Origin of the sequence: Microbacterium aurantiacum (genome assembly GCF_021654035.1) — a bacterium.
GTDB classification, from domain to species: domain Bacteria; phylum Actinomycetota; class Actinomycetes; order Actinomycetales; family Microbacteriaceae; genus Microbacterium; species Microbacterium aurantiacum.
Window position 1 is genome coordinate 570798 of sequence record NZ_JAJPDW010000001.1, and the last position, 16818, is coordinate 587615.

A 16818-nucleotide genomic window follows, 5' to 3' on the forward strand; every position below is an offset into this window, starting at 1 on the left:
GAACACTTCTCGAGGAGGCGACGTGATCGACAAGACCGTGACGGATGCCGCGGCCGCAGTGGCCGGCATCCCCGACGGCGCGACCGTCATGATCGGCGGGTTCGGCCGGGCAGGGCAGCCCGTCGAGCTCATCGATGGGCTGATCGCCCAGGGGGCCGGCGACCTCACGATCGTCAACAACAACGCGGGCAACGGCGACACCGGCCTCGCCGCGCTCCTCGGGACCGGCCGGGTGCGCAAGATCATCTGCTCCTTCCCGCGTCAGCACGACTCGTGGGTCTTCGACGACCTCTACCGCGCGGGACGCATCGAGCTCGAGCTCGTCCCGCAGGGCAATCTCGCCGAGCGGATGCGGGCCGCGGGCGCCGGGATCGGGGCCTTCTTCTCGCCGACGGGCGTCGGCACGCAGCTCGCCGAGGGCAAGGAGTCCCGCACGATCGACGGCCGGGACTACGTCCTCGAGTACCCGATCCGTGCGGACTTCGCCCTCATCTCCGCGCTCGCCGGCGACCGCTGGGGCAACCTCGTCTACCGCAAGACCGCACGCAACTTCGGTCCCGTCATGGCCACGGCCGCGACCACCACAGTCGCCCAGGTCGACCGGATCGTCGACCTCGGCGCCCTCGACCCGGAGGCGATCGTGACCCCCGGCATCTTCGTCGACCGGCTGGTCGCCGTCGGCGAGCGCCGGTGGCTGGAGGGCGGACAGTTCCGAGGCGGCGTCGACATCGAAGGCCGCCCGACCGAAGGAGAAGCACGATGACCGCGAGCCGGATCTCCCGTGACGACCTCGCGCGCCTGATCGCCGCCGACATCCCGGAGGGGGCCGTGGTCAACCTCGGCATCGGTGCACCGACGCTCGTCGCCGACTACCTCCCCGAGGGGCGCGAGATCATCCTGCACACCGAGAACGGGATGCTGGGCATGGGTCCGGCGCCCGCTCCGGATGCGATCGACCCGGACCTCATCAACGCGGGGAAGCAGCCCGTGACCGAGCGCCCCGGCACCGCCTACTTCCACCACGCCGACTCGTTCGCGATGATGCGCGGCGGGCACCTCGACGTGTGCGTACTCGGTGCGTTCCAGGTCTCCGAGAACGGCGACCTCGCCAACTGGTCGACGGGCGCCCCGGGGGCGATCCCCGCCGTCGGAGGCGCGATGGACCTCGCCATCGGTGCGAGGGACGTCTTCGTGATGACCGACCTGCTGACGAAGCAGGGCGGCGCGAAGCTCGTCGCGGCGTGCACCTACCCGCTCACGGGCGTGGGCTGCGTCAGCCGCGTCTACACCGACCACGCCGTCTTCGACGTCACCCCGGACGGGTTCCGGGTGCGACAGCTGTTCGGCGAGAACACGGTCGAGCTCCTGGAGGAGCTGACGGGACTGCGGCTGCAGCATCCGATCGAGAAGGAAGAGGACGTTCCCGCATGAGCACCTACATCCACGACGCCGTCCGGACCCCGTTCGGTCGCGCCGCCGGCGCCCTCTCGGGCGTGCGGCCCGACGACCTGGCCGCGGTGGCGCTGAAGGCGATCGTCGAGCGCTCCGGTCTCGACCCCGCCCGCATCGACGACGTAATCCTCGGGGATGCGAACCAGGCGGGGGAGGACAACCGCAACGTCGCCCGCATGAGCGCGCTCCTCGCCGGGTATCCCACCTCGGTCCCGGGTGTGACGGTCAACCGCCTGTGCGGCTCGAGTGTCGAGAGCGTCATCCAGGGCTCGCGCGCCATCGAGGCCGGCGACGCCCGTGTGATCGTCGCCGGCGGCGTCGAGTCGATGAGCCGCGCCCCCTTCGTGGTCGAGAAGTCCCCCCGCCCGTGGCCGGCGGTGGGGAACCAGACCCTGTGGAACACCGCGATCGGCTGGCGCATGACCAACCGGGCCCTCGGGACGGAGTGGACGATCTCCAACGGGGAGTCGGCGGAGAAGCTCGCGCGAATCCACGGCATCTCCCGGGAGGCCCAGGACGCCTTCGCCCTCCGCAGTCACCGCCTGGCCGCGGCCGCGTGGGAGTCCGGCGCGTACGACGCCGAGATCGTCCAGGTTCCCGGACACGAGCTCGCCCGGGACGAGGGCATCCGCTCCGACACGACGCTCGAGCGCCTCGCGGGACTGAAGGCCCTCTTCGCCGCGGACGGCAGCGTGACCGCCGGGAACTCCTCCTCGATCAACGACGGGGCCTCGGCGCTGCTCCTCGCGGGCGAGGGAGAGCTCGACGGCGAGCCGCTCGCCCGCATCGCCGGTCGCGCGGCCTTCGGGAACGACCCGGACGTGTTCGGCGTCGCGCCGGTGGAAGCCGCCAACCGGGCCCTCGCCCGCGCGGGCAAGACGTGGGCCGACGTGGACCTCGTCGAGCTCAACGAGGCCTTCGCGTCGCAGAGCCTGGCGTGTCTGCAGCTGTGGGACGAGCTCGATCCCGAGATCGTCAACATCCACGGTGGCGCGATCGCCATCGGGCACCCGCTCGGCGCCTCGGGCGGGCGCATCATCGGGCACGCCGCCCACGAGCTCGCCCGTCGCGGCGGGGGTGTCGCGGTCGCGGCCCTGTGCATCGGCGTCGGCCAGGGGCTCGCGGTCGTCCTCGAGCGGTGAGTGCGGCGGCGGGTCCGCTCCCCGGTACCGTGGGGGGCGTGCGGGAATCAGCGGACTTCGTGCAGTCCCTCGCGCGGGGCCTCGGCGTCATCCGCGCGTTCGACCGCGACCATCCCTCCCTGCGCCTCAGTGACGTCGCGCGTCGCGCGGACCTCACCCGGGCTGCGGCCCGGCGGTTCCTGCTCACGCTGGAGGAGCTCGGCTACGTCCGCTCCGACGACGGGGTGTTCTCGCTGACGCCGCGGGTGCTCGAGCTCGGATTCAGCTACCTCTCCGCCGCCCGGCTCCCCGCCCTCGTGCAACCTCACCTGGTCGACCTCGCCGAGCGCATCGACGAGAGCGCGTCGGCGGCGGTGCGCGACGACACCGACATCGTCTACGTCGGTCGTGTCGCCCCGCGCCGCATCATGAGCGTCGGCATCACCGTCGGCACACGCTTCCCCGCCGCCTCGACGAGCATGGGGCGCGTGCTGCTCGCGGCGCTCGACGACGACGCGGTGCGCGCGATCCTGGAGCGCTCGACGCTCGAGGCGCACACCGCCGCCACGCTGACGGAACCCGACGATCTCCTCCGCGCGGTGGCGCTCGTGCGGGCGCAGGGGTGGGCGCTCGTGGACGGCGAGCTCGAGACCGGCCTCCTCTCCGTCGCCGCCCCCGTCCACGATGCGCGCGGGCGGGTCATCGCCGCGGTCAATGTCGCCCTCCCCTCGGCGCGGATCGGCGCCGACCGGGCGCGGAGCGACATCCTCCCCGCGCTCGTGGAGACGGCTCGCCGCATCGACGAGGACCTCCGGCTCCAGCACCCGGGGTGATCCTCGCGCCGCGCGCTAGGACTGCGCGCGGGCGAGCTCGGTGATCCGCCGCTGACGCATCGCCAGGAAGAGCGGGAAGGTGAAGGCGAACGCCGTGAGCGCGGAGCCCACGACGTAGAGCCAGCCGAAGCGCATCCGCAACCTGCGTGCTTCCACGAGGATGAAGACGCTCCCGGCGACCGCGACGACGAGGAGGTCGACGGTGATCGACGACACCGCGGGGCCGCTCGTGACGAGGTCCGTGACGAAGTCGTTCATCTGCACGATCGCGAGCGCGTTGAACCACCACGTCCCCACGAGGCCGACGATGGCGATGACGAGATAGGCGATCGCGAGCGGCGTGAGGTGGCGGGTCATGGGCGCATTCTCGCGCGGATGCCGGGGCCCGCGGCATCCGCCACGCCTTTCGTGTGGCGCTTGTGGCCCCTTCGGCGCGCGCGAGGGGGCCGCACACGCCACCTGAGCGTCTGCGGCTGCGGGGTCAGCGCGGGGTCAGCGGCGGACGAGGGCCGAGGCGATCCCCGCGCCGAGGACGACCGCCGCGGCGACGATCGGCGCGATCAGGGCGACGGAGGCCCCGCCCGCTTCGGCGACCAGCCCCGTCACCGCCGCACCCGCGGACTGGCCGACGACGACACCCGAACCGAGCATCGTCATCACCGTCGAGGACCGGCCGCGCGGGCTGTGCCGGGCGGCGAGGCTGTACTGCGTCACGAGGGTCGGGCCGATGCCGATGCCGATGAGCAGCAGGCACAGGGCCATGCCGACGACGTCCTGCGCGAGGGGCAGGGTGAGGCTGCCGGCGAAGAGGATCGACCCGAACACCAGCCACCGCGCGGTCAGGGTGAAGCGCGCCGGGAACAACGCCACACCGAGGGCGAGGGCGGCCGAGCCGATCCCCATCGCGCCGTAGACGAGGCCCGCCTGCTCGGGCACGCCGCGCTCGTCCATGAAGGCGGTGAGGGAGGTGAGCATCGTTCCGAAGAACAGACCCATTCCGAGCGTGCCGAGCACGGTCGTCACGAGCGCCGGTGCGGCGAGCTCGCGTGCGGGGGCCTGGACGATGTCGGTCGCCGCGGTGATGGCCTGACCGCCGTCGGTGCGGACGGGCGCGGGACCGGCGGATGCCGGGTGCGCGGTCGCGGTGCGGCCGGTGGGGTGTAGGGCGAATGCCGTGACGAAGACGAGGGCGAGCACGGCGGCACCGACGACCGGCGCCACCGGGTTCAGGGTGGTCGCGAGGAGCCCGACGATGACGGGGCCGAAGACGAAGACGATCTCGTCGGCCGCGGACTCGTAGGCCATCGTGCCGTTCAGCACCTTCTCGCGCCGATCGCGGGCGAAGGCCCGTCCGATGATGCCGACCAGGCGGCTGCGGGAGAGGGGGGCGACCTGCGGCATCGACGCGCCGATCGCGAACGCGACGGCCAGGAGTACGGCATCCGGAGCGGGCGAGAAGGCCAGCCACGACAGGGCGAGCAGGAGGAGGGCGTTGGCGGTCCCCGCGACGAGGAGCACCGGGCGCTGGCCGAACCGGTCGGCGGCGGCGCCGAGGAGCGGCCCGATGAGGGCGGTGCCGAGGCCCGTGGCGGCGGAGGTGAGTCCGCCGAGGGCCAGCGACCCGCGCGCCGCGACGATGAGCGTCAGGATCCCGACGACGAGCATCGCGAACGGCAGGCGCGCGATGAGGGCGATGGGGAAGTAGGCGACCCCCGCTTCGCGGAGTAGGGACGTGCGTGGTGGTGCGGCGATCGTCTTGTACATCTGCTTCCTGTGTCTCGCGCCGCGGGTCGCCGCGGCCTGTCGTGCCGCCTTCGTCCCGCGTCGGGCCAGGTAGATGCACCCCGGATCAACCTTCGATGCTAGAGGGTGCACATGGGAGAGTGCTGGGCGGGGCCACGCCCCGACATCCGCGGATCAGGATGCCGGTTCAACGCCGAGGCGCCGCAGACGCCGGCGTGCGAAGTCCTGGGCGCGAGGCCCTTCGCCGAGGGCGCGCGCCGACACCGCGAGCACGATCCGGGTCAGCGTGACGGCCGGCCACCACACGCGCCGGAGACCCAGGATCTTCCGGTACTCGCGGGGGAGGCTCGCGACGGCCGCGGCGAAGAGGATGCGATACGCCACCCGCATCGCGCCGGGGAAGCGGATGCCGCGGAGGAAGCGCACCACGTCGTCGACCCGCTCGTCGCGACGGAGTTCGCCGCGGTCCAGGAACCCCCGCAGGCGCGTGCGCAGCTCGGCCTCGGTGCGGGGCGGATCGGTGAGCCCCATGAGCTCGCCGGCTCGGCTCCACTCGGCCACATACGCATCGGCACCGCCGGGAATCGGTCCGCCCCAGCGCTGGTGGCTGCCGAGGAAGGCGTCCGTGAAGGCGATGTGGACCCACTCGACGAGGTCGGCGTCGCCGGCGGAGTACTCCCGCGGCCCGTCGGCGGCGTCGTAGGCGCCGCGCACCCGCTCGTGCAATCGCGCGACGCGTCCGGTCTCGCGGTCGGCCTGCGCCGTCGAGCCGTAGGTCACGCAGAGGATCCAGCGCACCGTTCCGACCAGACGGCCCGCCGGGTCCTCGCGGTAGCGCGAGAACTCGTGGACGCCCGCGAGCGCCCCGGGATGGAGGGCTTGGAGGAGCAGGGCACGGATGCCGGCGACGAGGGTTCCGAGCCCCGCGTGCACCGTCCACACCGCGCCGCCGTCGTGGAAGTAGCCCGCGTCGTCGCCCTCGGCGAGGGCTCGCACCCACGGCGGCTGGCCGGCGGGGTCGCCCGACAGCGTCGTCAGCAAGCGCGCGCGGAGAGGCTCGCGAGGGGTGGTTCGAGGGGCGGAAGGCACCCTCCCAGCGTGCCACGCACATCGGACCCGGGTCCGGAAAAGGGTGGCGTCCCCGCTTGGTTACCGCTAACGTGAGCGATAACAGCCGCGCTGACGCGGACCGCCGGTCGGTTCATCCCGGCCGCAGAGAACTCGATGGAGAGTCCGATGCCCACACCCCTACGTGCGCGTTCCGTCGTCGTGGCGGCAGCGGTCGCCGCTCTGATCGCCGGCCTCGGGGCGACCGCTCCGGCGGCCGCCGACGTCTCGCCCGACGGGCTCGTCGCCTCGTACGACTTCGGGCAGAGCACCGGCGCGAGCGTCCCGAACGCCGTCGTCGACGCGGGAGTGGGCGTGGGCGCCGCGACCGTCCGCAACCTGCAGCCCTCCGACTGGACCGGCTCATCGCTCACGCTCCGCGGCGGGGCGAAGACGTCGTCCGGCAACTGGGTGGAGCTGCCGGGCGATCTGCTGGCCGACGCGACCTCGGCGACGGTGGTCGCGGAGGTGCGGGCGTCACAGGCGATGCTCGGCGGCTTCCACTTCCTGTGGAACATCGGCAACGAATCCGCCGCGACCGAGTACTTCTTCGCCTCCCTCAACTGCGGCTCGGGCCGATCCCCTCTCGTCGGGCTGAAGACGGCGGGCGTGGAGCGACTCGTCTCGAGCGGATCCTGCGGCGTCGCCGCGGACGAGTGGGTGAACGTCGCTTCGGTGATCGACGGCGACGCCGGCCGCGCGGCGCTGTACCTCGACGGCATCCGTGTCGCCGAGGGTGCGATGGCGGGCACGCCCGCCGACGTGGCGGATCAGTCGCTCAACACCATCGGGCGTGCGCCGTGGCCGGACCCCCTGTTCCAGGGGGCGATCTCGTCGTTCCACGTGTACGAGCGCGCGTTGGAGGCGTCCGAGATCGCCGAGCTCTCCCTCGCGGATGCCGAACCCCACGTCGACCACCTCCGTGCCCGCGCGCAGCAGCTGCTCGACGGCCTCCAGGTGTCGGACCTCACGACGAGCACCGACATCGACCTGCCTACGGCGGCCGGACGCGTCACGTGGGTCTCGAGCGCCCCGGAGGTGGTCGCGCCCGACGGCACGGTCACCGCCCCGCTGATCGGCGCGGAACCCGTGGAGGTCATCCTGACGGCGACGGCGACCGTCCGCGGCCAGGAGGCGACGACGTCGATCACGGTGACCGTGGAGCCTTCGACCGAGACGGCCCAGGAGCGGGTGGACCGCCTCGCAGGGCTGTTCGTCATCCCGACCCGTGTGGCCGCCGGGGACACCCTCCCCGCCGCTCCTCCCGGCATGACCGTCGACGTCGTCGACGACCCGGACGCGGTGCTGGAGGGAGGCGTCTTCGCGGCGGATGAGATCACCGACGCGGCCCTCGCGGTGCGCGTGACCGATTCCGCGACCGGTGCGGTCAGCCAGCGCCGCTTCGCCGTCCGCGTCCTCCCCGCGAGCGAGGCCACCCGCGTCCTCGCCTATCACCGCACCCCCACGAGCGCTGCGGTCGCCAACAACGCCGACGTCGCGCTCAGCATGCACCTCGCGCTCGCCGACGGCGACGGGTGGATGCCGCTGAACGAGAACTACGGCATCTTCTTCCCGAAGACCTCGGCCGAGATCCCCGCGGCGGGTCCGCGGGACGCGCTCATCCGGAGTCTTCGCGACCCGCACGTGTTCCATCTCGCCGACGGCGGCTTCGGTGTCGTCGCCACGCGCACGGCCCGCGGGGGAGCGGACGACGGCACGCGCGCCTCGAGTGTGCTCTTCGCGCGGAGCGATGACCTGCGCACCTATGACGAGGTCGGCATGATCGACCTCGGGGTCACGGGCGGGGTCAACCGGCCGGCCGCCGTCTTCGACAGCGCGTCGGGCCGCTACCTTCTGACGTGGACGAGCGACGCCGGGGCGTCGGTGTACACGTCTTTCGCGGACCTGACCGATCCGCAGTCGCAGGGCGAGGTGCGCCGCGGTGCCGTCTCCGCGATCACCGTGGAGGACGACGCGGACGTCGAGGACTACGCGGTCGGCAACGCCGTCGTCGTCGATCGCGCCCTCGCCCGCGCCTTGGAGGTGCGATTCGGGCGCGTGTCCAACACCACCGTCCAGGCGTTCGACCCCGTCGAACTCGACGCCGGCGACGCGCTCGAGGCAGCGGCGCTCCCGGCACGCGCCGAACTCGCCTACACGGACGGCTCGACCGCCTCACGCAGCGTCGCCTGGGATGCGGCGTCCCTCGCCGCGGTCGACACCGACGTCCCCGGGACCTACACGGTCAGCGGCGAGCTGGAGGTGCCGCAATACGCGACCCCGTTCGCCGATGAACGCGCCGATCCGTCGATCTTCCGGTACGACCTCAACGGCGAGCAGAAGTTCCTGATGATCGCCACCGAGGACCTGTACGGCGCGAACATCGACCCGCAGGGCGGGGCGCACATGCCCATCCGGATCGCCGACCGCATCGAGGACCTCTCGGATGAGGCGTTGCGCGCCGGCCGGAACGTCGAGGTCGACCTCCTCCGTCGCGGCGACACCGACGCGGAGGGGCGGGTGATGACGGGGTGCTTCTGGGCCCCCGAGTACCACGTGATCGGCGGACGCCTGTCGATCCTGTTCATGCCCTGCTACAACGGCTCGAACGGTCGACCGGACATGTTCACCGGCCGCGCGAGCATCATGCAGCTGCAGCAGGACGCCCATGGGAACGACCTCGATCCGGCCGTTCCCGGCAACTGGAGCAAGCCCCGCGAGGTGCGGACCGCCGAAGGCGCGATCCTCAACCCCATCCAGGGCATCTCGCTCGACATGACGTTCTTCGAGGATTCGGGGACGTCGTACTACGCGTGGCAGATGCTCGGGTCGCTCTTCATCGCCGAGATGGATCCGACGGATCCCACGCGGCTGACCTCGCCCGCGGTGCGGCTGACGCCGCCGGAGTACGCGTGGGACAACCTCATCGCGGAGGGGCCGAACGTCCACGCGCAGGACGGCACCCTCTTCATGATCTACTCGGGGTCCCTGGTGGGGGACTCCTACACGACCGGTCTGCTGACCGCACCGGCCGGAGCGGGGGCCGACCTCACCGATCCGGCTCTGTGGACGAAGCTCGGCTATCCCATCCAGAAGTCCGGCCTCTTCAACGGCGAGTGGCAGCTGGGGACGGGGCACGGGATGTGGTCGCGGGACGAGAACGACAACCTGCTCTACGTCTTCCACGCCCGGACGGACAACAACGGTCTGAGCGGCCGCGACACGTTCGTGCGGCGCGTGCACTTCGCCGCCGACGGGCTGCCGATCTTCGACATGGAGGCCGAGGAGGAGGTCGCGCCGGGCAATCGCGAGGTGGAGATCGAGGTCGTCGTGCGTCCCGCCGCGGAGACGGAACTGGACGTCACCGCCGTGTTGTCGACGCGCTGCCTGGCCGGCACTGTGCTTCAGGCAGTGACCGTCGCGAACGATGACGACGTGCCCGCCGCCGTCACCATCCGGGGGCCGTATGGTTCGAAAACAATCGCGGCTCTGCCGCCGGGGAAGAAGGCGTCGTACAGCTTCACGACGCGCCAGAGCGCCGTCCCCGCGGCGGTGGTGACTGTGACCGCCTCGGCGACCGTCGAGGGCGTTCCGACGACGGTGGGCTTCGATCTCGCACACCCGGCGACCCTCTGCGGCGCGCGCTGAACACCACAAAGGAATCGCAAATGGAAAGCACTTTCCGACCACTCGTTTCGCGATAGCGACGGGCGTGCGCCGTCGAGGGAACGCAGCCGAGGAGGAGGTGGCTGCGCCCTCTCTGCGGCCTGTCCGCGGGCGGGTGGGGTATGCGTCCCACGAGGCACGAGGAAGGGAGAAAGTTTTCGCGAAAGGGGTTGTGCCTTTCGGACTGTTAACGGTAACACTTAAGGGCGTTCTCAGACTCGGAGCTGCGGTCCCCACATCGCGCAGCCCGGCATCCGCGTGACGACAGATACGAAGGAGTATCCGAATGGTCCCCGCTTCCCCCCATCGGCTCCGGCGCTCGACGCGTCAGGCCGAACTCCCCGCCGGAGAGGTCACCGTGACGGCATCGACGCCCTTCTCGCCCGTCACCGAGGAGTCGTCGGCGACGTACGACCACGCCGCGTTGTCCTGCGCCCGGTGAGTGCTGCGGGGGCGGAGTCGTCTCTCCGCCCCCGCGGGACCCCCACCTTGCCCCTGTACCCCCGCATTCCCCGCAAGAACCCCGCAGTCGGTTCCGACTGCGCCCGTCGAAGGAGCCACCGATGTCCCCGTCCCTGTCCACACTGTCTCGCGGAGCGGTCTCCGCGCTCACGGCGGGCGCGCTGTTCGGAGCGCTGCTGATGCCGGTCCCCGCCGCCGCGGCGGCGGAGCCGTGGAACCCCGACTCCGCCTACACCTCGACCGACAACGGCGACGGCACCTACCGCGTGCCGTTGATGAACGCCGATGTGCCGGACGTGTCGGTGGAGCGGATCCCGGCGTCGGAGAACGACGAGGGACGCGACATCTACTACATGATCAGCACGACCATGCACCTGAGCCCGGGGGCGCCGGTGATGAAGTCGTACGACCTCGTCAATTGGGAGATCGTCAACTACGTCTTCAACCGCGCCGACATCGGCGACGACTTCTCGCTCCGCAACGGCCAGACCTCCTACGGTCAGGGCCAGTGGGCCTCGTCGATCCGGTACCACGACGGCACCTGGTACGTGGCCTTCAACACCAACAACCTCGGGGGGTCGTACCTCTACACGACCGATGACATCGACGACGGGGTCTGGGAGCGCACGAAACTGCCCGGGTCCTACCACGACCCGTCCCTGTTCTTCGATGTCGACGGAACGCCGTACATCTTCTACGGCTCGGGCTCCACGAGCGCGGTGCGTCTGAGTGCGGACTTCACGCAGGTGCTGCAGACCTACAACCAGATCATCCGCCCCGCCGACTACCCGGGGGCGCCGGTGGGCGGCCTCTTCGAGGGCGCGCAGGTCACCTACATCGACGGCAAGTACTACATCGTCATCATCACCTGGCCTTCCGGCCAGGGGCGCCAGGTGGTGCTGTTCCGCTCCGATCACCTCCTCGGCCGCTATGCCACCGAGGACGGTTCGAACCCGTACGAGGCGAAGGGGGTCCTCAACTCCAACGGCTTCGCGCAGGGGAGCCTCGTGCCGATCGAGGACGAGAGCGGCGCCCTGAACTACTGGGGCATGTTCTTCCGCGACACCTTCCCCACCGGTCGCATCCCCGCCCTCATCCCGGCGACGTGGGGCGAGGACGGCTGGCCGGTCTTCGGGAACAACGGCAGCGTCCCGGTGAACGGCTCGTTCGCCAAGCCCATCGAGTTGAGCCCGGCGGAGCAGACGCTCGAACGCCAGAAGAGCATCGTCACCTCCGACGACTTCGACAACGACGCACCGCACCGCGCCTACATGGACGAGATGTGGGACATCCCGTCCTCGCCGGAATACGACGACACGCTCCTCGGCGTCGATCTCATCCAGAACGGCGGCTTCGAGAACGGCACGACGGGCTGGTTCGCCAACGACACCGCGACCCTCTCGGCGTCGACGGATGCCGCCACCGGCGCCGGATCGATCGCGGTGACCGGTCGCCAGACGACGGGCTCCGGCCCCGCGCAGGACCTGTCCGGCAAGATCCAGGCGGGCATCACCTACGACGTCACGGCGAAGGTCAAGTACACCGACACCGCGAGCCCGGCGACGAAGCAGTTCTTCGTGACGGCGCGGTACGGCTCCGGCACGTTCACGAACCTCGCCACCGTCACTGCGCAGCGCGGGCAGTGGGCGACGATCACCGGATCGTTCACCGTTCCGGCGTCGCAGAACGTCGACGCCGTGAGGCTGTTCGTCGAGACGCCGTGGACGCAGAACCCGCAGTCCGCGCCGGCGACGCACCTCATGGACTTCCAGGTGGACGACGTCACGCTCACCGGACGGCCGATCACGCGGGAGAACCCGCATCCGGATGAGATCGCGCCGACGGATTCGCGACTGGACATCCAGTGGCAGTGGAATCACGCGCCCGACAACCGCTACTGGTCGCTCACCGACCGCGACGGCTGGCTGCGCCTGACCAACGGCAAGACGGTCACCGGCGACTTCCGCCACGTCAAGCTCGCGAACGACGATCAGGTCACGTGGCTGGAGGAGACGCGAAACACCCTGTCGCAGCGTACGTTCGCGCCGAGCCAGTCGGTGGAGACGAAGTTCGACATCTCCGCGATGAAGGACGGTGACGTCGCGGGGCTCGCCGCCTACGCGCGGAACTTCTCCTACGTCGCCGTCAAACGGGTCGACGGAGTCAACACGATCGGTGTCGTCAATCGAACGACCCCCTTCACTGCGACGATCGACCACGCCGCCATCGAGAGCTTCGTGCCCGGCACCACCGCCGCGCTCGGTGACGCCGCCGAGGTGCACCTGAAGGCCGACCTCGACTTCGCCAACCCGACCGGGCAGCTGTGGACGACGTTCCTCTACAGCCTCGACGGGGTCACGTGGACGCAGCTGGGCAACCGGGTGGGGCCGCAGAGCCTCGATGGAGCCCTGACCCACTTCATGGGGCACCGTGTCGGTCTCTTCACCTACGCGACCGAGGAGGCGGGCGGATGGGTCGACGTCGACCACTTCCTGCTGAGCGACGTCCGTTCGGCGCAGAACCTCCCGCTCGACACCACCGCGTTGGATGCCGCGATCGCGCATGCCGATGAACTGGACGCCGCGGACTACCCGGCAGATGCGTGGTCGGCGATGGAGCGGACGCTCGACAAGGCGGTCGCCGCACGCGCGGGGACGCTCGGGACCCAGAACCAGATCGACGCTCCCGAGCGCGCCCTGAGCCTGGAGCTCGCCCGCTTGGGGGTCCTGGTCGACGAGGCGCCGAAGCTCGACGTCACCCTGGTCGCGTCGACGCGCTGCCTCGCCGGCTCGGTGCTCGTCTCCGCGACCGTGCGCAACGACGAGGACGCCCCCGTGTCGGTGGAGATCGTGACCCCGTACGGCACGAAGAAGATCGCGTCCCTTGCGCCCGGGAAGGCCAGTTCGTACGCCTTCACGTCGCGTCAGGCCGTGATCCCCGCGGGGGAGGTGCGGGTGACAGCCACCTCCGGCGAGATCTCGACCGACCTCACCGAGAGCTTCACGGCGCGCAGCTGCACGTCGTGAGACACCACAACTGAATAGGGACACCTTGTACACACAGAGGAGAAATCTCTTGCACGAGCATGGCCTCACGCGATCCCGATTCCGGATCGCAGCGATGGCCGCGGCCGGTGTGCTGTTGGCAGCGAGCCTCGTTGTCACCGCACCCGTCTACGCGGCCGAGGAGGAACTCATCGTCAACGGTGGGTTCGAAAGCGGCACACAGGGGTGGTTCGCCAACAACGGCAACTCCACCGACGGCGCCACCCTGACCCTGACCGACGACGCCTTCAGCGGCACGAGCGCTCTGCGCGCGAGTGCCCGGCAGACGACCGGCTCCGGTCCGATGCAGGATCTGTCCGGCAAGCTGCAGGCGGGCCAGACCTACACGGTGAAGGCGCGGGTGAAGTACGACAACCCCAACAGCCCTGCCACGAAGCAGTTCTTCGCGACGATGCACTACGGCGGGTTCACGTACACCAACCTCGGAAGCGTGACCCCCGCACGGGGTGAGTGGGGGTACATCAACTCCACCTTCACGATCCCCGAGGGGCAGAACGTCACCACGACGCGCCTGTTCATCGAGACGCCGTTCAACGCCAACCCTTCGACGGCGCCGGACACGCACCTGATGGACTTCGTCGTGGACGACATCTCGCTCGTGGGCGCCCCGCCGCCCCCGCCGCCGGCTGCGCCGTCGAAGACCATCGAGGTCGCCGGGAAGCTTCCGGGCGAGCACAACCCCCTGATCGGCCACAAGTTCGGCGCCGACGGCTACGGGTTCGTGCACGAGGGTCGCGTGTACATGTACATGACCAACGACACCCAGGGCTACGCCCCGAACCCGTCGACCGGTGTCTCGCCGCAGATCAACTACGGCAACATCAACCAGCTGACGCTCATCTCGACCACCGACATGGTCAACTGGGTCGACCACGGTGAGATCCAGGTCGCCGGCCAGAACGGCATCGCCCCGTTCACGAACAACTCGTGGGCTCCCGGCATCGAGAAGAAGGTCGTCAACGGCGAGGAGAAGTTCTTCCTCTACTACGCCAACGGCGGCGGATCCAGCAACGTCATCACCGGCGACTCGCCTCTCGGCCCCTGGTCGAGCCAGCGCACCTCGACGCTGATCAACAGCAGCACCCCGGGTTCCCAGGGTGTGTCGTGGCTGTTCGACCCGGCGCCGTTCGTCGACGACGACGGTCAGGCCTACCTGTACTTCGGTGGCGGTCCCGCCTCGACGAGCTTCCCCGCGGAGGAGCGGTTCAACAACCCGAAGAACCTGCGCGTGATCGAGCTCGGTGACGACATGGTCTCCACCCAGGGCACCGCGGCCGTCGTCGACGCGCCCGTCGCCTTCGAAGCGGCGCAGGTGTTCAAGCGCGGCGAGAAGTACTACCTGTCCTACTCGTCGCACTTCGGCGGCAACGACTTCGGCGGCAACCAGACCCGCGTGCCCGGCTACCCGGGCGGCGGTGAGATCGGCTACATGATCTCCGACGACCCGATGTCGTTCCCCAAGGAGGCCTACGCGGGCGTCATGTTCCCGAACCAGTCGCAGTTCTTCGGTGCGGGGACCGGTGGCAACAACCACCAGTCGGTGTTCGAGTACGAGGGCAAGTACTACTTCACGTACCACGCCCCCACCCTCAACAAGCGCATCAACGGCGACACCACGCAGGGCTACCGCAGCCCGCACATCCAGGAGTTGACCTTCAAGGAGGACGGCACCGTCAACCAGGTCGTCGGCGACTACGCCGGGGTCGAGCAGGTGCGCGACTTCGATCCGTTCCGGACGTTCGAAGCCGAGACCCTGGGCTGGAGCAAGGGCATCGCCACGGCGAAGATCGACGGCGGCTCGGCGGAGTTCGGCGGCACGTCGCCGAACCTGGCCGTGACCGACATCGACAACGGCGACTACACCGCCCTGTCCGCCGTCGCCTTCGGTGACGACGGCGCGGCGTCCGTCTCGGTGAAGGTCAAGCCGCTCCAGGAGGGTGGCGAGATCCAGGTCCGTCAGGGCAGCGCCACCGGCACCGTCCTCGGCACCATCCCGGTGACGGGCGAGGTCGGCCAGTGGACCGAGCTCTCGGCCGAGCTCACGGGGGCGACGGGCACGCAGGACGTGTTCTTCACCTTCGCGGGACCGACCGGCGACCTGTTCGAGCTCGACACGTGGTCGTTCACGGCTGCGGACGCCGCCCCGACCCTCGACGTGACGGCTGCGGTGACGACCCGGTGCCTCGCCGGCAAGGTCGTGACCTCGGTGTCGGTCGCGAACCAGGATGAGGTTCCGGTCCGCGCCACGATCGTGACGGACTTCGGCACGAAGACGTACGCCTCCATCGAGCCCGGGAAGACCGCCTCGACGGCGTTCAACACGCGCTCGACGAGCGTCGTCGCCGGCTCCGCCACCGTGACGGCCACGGCCGTCGTCGACGGCGAGACCGTCGAGGTCGAGCTCGACGCGTCGTACGGCGCGCGCAGCTGCGGCTGACCCGAAAAACCCCGGGGGCGGACCGCGTGTCCGCCCCCGGGAAATCCCCTCCGGAAAGACTTGTCCCCTCGATTTGTTCTCGGTAACATGAACGAGTCGCGAGACAGGGATACCCCGGGCCTGACGAGCGACGACCGGAAAGTCCGGTGGTCTTTGCACGCTCGATCGACGTGGTCGTCGGTCGAAGAAACGGAGTAAGCAATGAAGTTTTCTCGTGGGCTTTCGGCCCGTATCGCCGTGGCCGCCGCCGGCAGCCTCGTGCTCGCCGGTGCGGCCGGCACCGCCTTCGCCGAGGAGTTCGGCGCCGAAGATGTCGACGTCAACGTCGAGATCGCGCCGCTCGAAGAGCCGGGCACGCTGAGCCTCAGCGTCGACGGAACCTCGTCGCCGCTGTCCGAGGTCGCTTCGGGCGACGCGGAGATCCGTCAGTTCGACGGCGCTCTTCCGGTTGTGACCGTCACCGACACCCGCGCCCCTGAAGAGGTCCCCGAGGGGGCGTTCTGGTACGTGCTCGGGCAGGCGTCCGAGTTCGTCGGAGACGCCGGACAGGACCCCCTCGCTCCCGGTCACCTCGGCTGGGTGCCCGAGCTCGTCGGCGACGAGGGCGACGGCATCGTCGAGGCGGGCCAGGAGATCGAGACGATCCTCGACGAGGGCGTGGACAACCCGGCGGTCGGCCTCGTCGAGGGCGAGTTCCTGTACCTCGCCGACACGGCCGCGGCACGGGACGGCGGGACCAACTCCTGGTCCGCGACCGCCGGTCTGACGCTCAAGACCCCGCTCGACGTCGCCCCCGGTTCATACAGCTCCACTCTGACGCTCTCACTCTTCGAGGAGTGAGCGTCCCCGCGCGGTAGCGCTCCGCAGTCGTGACGGCGTGCGTGAGGACCGGGGTCGGTGTTCGGCCCCGGTTCTCACCCGTCAGCGTGCGT

At 70.2% G+C, this 16818-nt stretch carries 12 protein-coding genes; 9 read left to right on the top strand and 3 right to left on the bottom strand.

The genetic code is table 11. The annotated features are described in order from the left end of the window. The first annotated feature begins 22 nt into the window (after positions 1-22). Genes LTL01_RS02760 through LTL01_RS02775 form a run of 4 tightly spaced genes read left to right on the top strand, consistent with a single transcriptional unit; the run spans position 23 to position 3406 of the window. Positions 23-763 (top strand): 3-oxoacid CoA-transferase subunit A, encoded by a 741-nt coding sequence (locus LTL01_RS02760; protein ID WP_236967318.1) that lies wholly within the window; start codon positions 23-25, stop codon positions 761-763. Then, positions 760-1431: a 3-oxoacid CoA-transferase subunit B gene (locus LTL01_RS02765; RefSeq protein WP_236967319.1), complete on the top strand. Its 672-nt coding sequence runs from the start codon at positions 760-762 to the stop codon at positions 1429-1431. Before LTL01_RS02760 ends, LTL01_RS02765 begins: the two co-directional genes overlap by 4 nt. Then, entirely contained in the window at positions 1428-2594 is a 1167-nt protein-coding gene (locus tag LTL01_RS02770) for a thiolase family protein (RefSeq protein ID WP_236967320.1), read from the top strand. The genes LTL01_RS02765 and LTL01_RS02770 overlap by 4 nt, the downstream gene beginning before the upstream one ends. 38 nt (positions 2595-2632) lie before the next feature. After that, entirely contained in the window at positions 2633-3406 is a 774-nt protein-coding gene (locus tag LTL01_RS02775; protein ID WP_236967321.1) for an IclR family transcriptional regulator domain-containing protein, read from the top strand. Between the two features lie 15 nt (positions 3407-3421). Here the strand turns inward: LTL01_RS02775 and LTL01_RS02780 are convergent, their stop codons facing one another. The 3 genes from LTL01_RS02780 to LTL01_RS02790 all read right to left on the bottom strand — a co-directional run bounded on the left by LTL01_RS02780 (position 3422) and on the right by LTL01_RS02790 (position 6238). Then, positions 3422-3763, bottom strand: a complete 342-nt coding sequence (locus tag LTL01_RS02780; protein WP_236967322.1) for a DUF2834 domain-containing protein — start codon at positions 3761-3763, stop codon at positions 3422-3424. 135 nt (positions 3764-3898) lie between these two features. Beyond that, positions 3899-5170 (bottom strand): MFS transporter, encoded by a 1272-nt coding sequence (locus LTL01_RS02785; protein ID WP_236967323.1) that lies wholly within the window; start codon positions 5168-5170, stop codon positions 3899-3901. Between the two features lie 153 nt (positions 5171-5323). Beyond that, on the bottom strand, positions 5324-6238 hold the full coding sequence (locus LTL01_RS02790; protein ID WP_236967324.1) for an oxygenase MpaB family protein: 915 nt from the start codon (positions 6236-6238) through the stop codon (positions 5324-5326). 147 nt (positions 6239-6385) lie between these two features. Between LTL01_RS02790 and LTL01_RS02795 the strand changes: the two genes are divergently transcribed. The 5 genes from LTL01_RS02795 (at position 6386) to LTL01_RS02815 (ending at position 16726) form a co-directional block, all read left to right on the top strand. Continuing rightward, the gene (locus tag LTL01_RS02795; protein ID WP_236967325.1) at positions 6386-9904 is read left to right on the top strand and encodes a family 43 glycosylhydrolase; all 3519 of its coding nucleotides are present in this window, start codon (positions 6386-6388) and stop codon (positions 9902-9904) included. Positions 9905-10208: 304 nt separating this feature from the next. Beyond that, complete coding sequence (locus tag LTL01_RS02800; protein WP_236967326.1) at positions 10209-10364, top strand: hypothetical protein; 156 nt, start codon at positions 10209-10211, stop codon at positions 10362-10364. Positions 10365-10485: 121 nt separating this feature from the next. Continuing rightward, the gene (locus tag LTL01_RS02805; protein WP_236967327.1) at positions 10486-13410 is read left to right on the top strand and encodes a family 43 glycosylhydrolase; all 2925 of its coding nucleotides are present in this window, start codon (positions 10486-10488) and stop codon (positions 13408-13410) included. A gap of 94 nt (positions 13411-13504) precedes the next feature. Beyond that, positions 13505-15886, top strand: a complete 2382-nt coding sequence (locus LTL01_RS02810) for a family 43 glycosylhydrolase (RefSeq protein WP_236967328.1) — start codon at positions 13505-13507, stop codon at positions 15884-15886. Between the two features lie 201 nt (positions 15887-16087). Further along, positions 16088-16726 (top strand): hypothetical protein, encoded by a 639-nt coding sequence (locus tag LTL01_RS02815; RefSeq protein WP_236967329.1) that lies wholly within the window; start codon positions 16088-16090, stop codon positions 16724-16726. Positions 16727-16818 lie beyond the last annotated feature (92 nt).

Excerpts from the sequence above, each read along its gene's own strand:
- LTL01_RS02765 (WP_236967319.1), top strand. The coding sequence starts at position 760 with ATGACCGCGAGCCGGATCTCCCGTGACGACCTCGCGCGCCTGATCGCC.
- LTL01_RS02770 (WP_236967320.1), top strand. The coding sequence starts at position 1,428 with ATGAGCACCTACATCCACGACGCCGTCCGGACCCCGTTCGGTCGCGCC.
- LTL01_RS02780 (WP_236967322.1), bottom strand. The coding sequence starts at position 3,763 with ATGACCCGCCACCTCACGCCGCTCGCGATCGCCTATCTCGTCATCGCC.
- LTL01_RS02785 (WP_236967323.1), bottom strand. The coding sequence starts at position 5,170 with ATGTACAAGACGATCGCCGCACCACCACGCACGTCCCTACTCCGCGAA.
- LTL01_RS02795 (WP_236967325.1), top strand. The coding sequence starts at position 6,386 with ATGCCCACACCCCTACGTGCGCGTTCCGTCGTCGTGGCGGCAGCGGTC.
- LTL01_RS02800 (WP_236967326.1), top strand. The coding sequence starts at position 10,209 with ATGGTCCCCGCTTCCCCCCATCGGCTCCGGCGCTCGACGCGTCAGGCC.
- LTL01_RS02805 (WP_236967327.1), top strand. The coding sequence starts at position 10,486 with ATGTCCCCGTCCCTGTCCACACTGTCTCGCGGAGCGGTCTCCGCGCTC.
- LTL01_RS02810 (WP_236967328.1), top strand. The coding sequence starts at position 13,505 with ATGGCCGCGGCCGGTGTGCTGTTGGCAGCGAGCCTCGTTGTCACCGCA.
- LTL01_RS02815 (WP_236967329.1), top strand. The coding sequence starts at position 16,088 with ATGAAGTTTTCTCGTGGGCTTTCGGCCCGTATCGCCGTGGCCGCCGCC.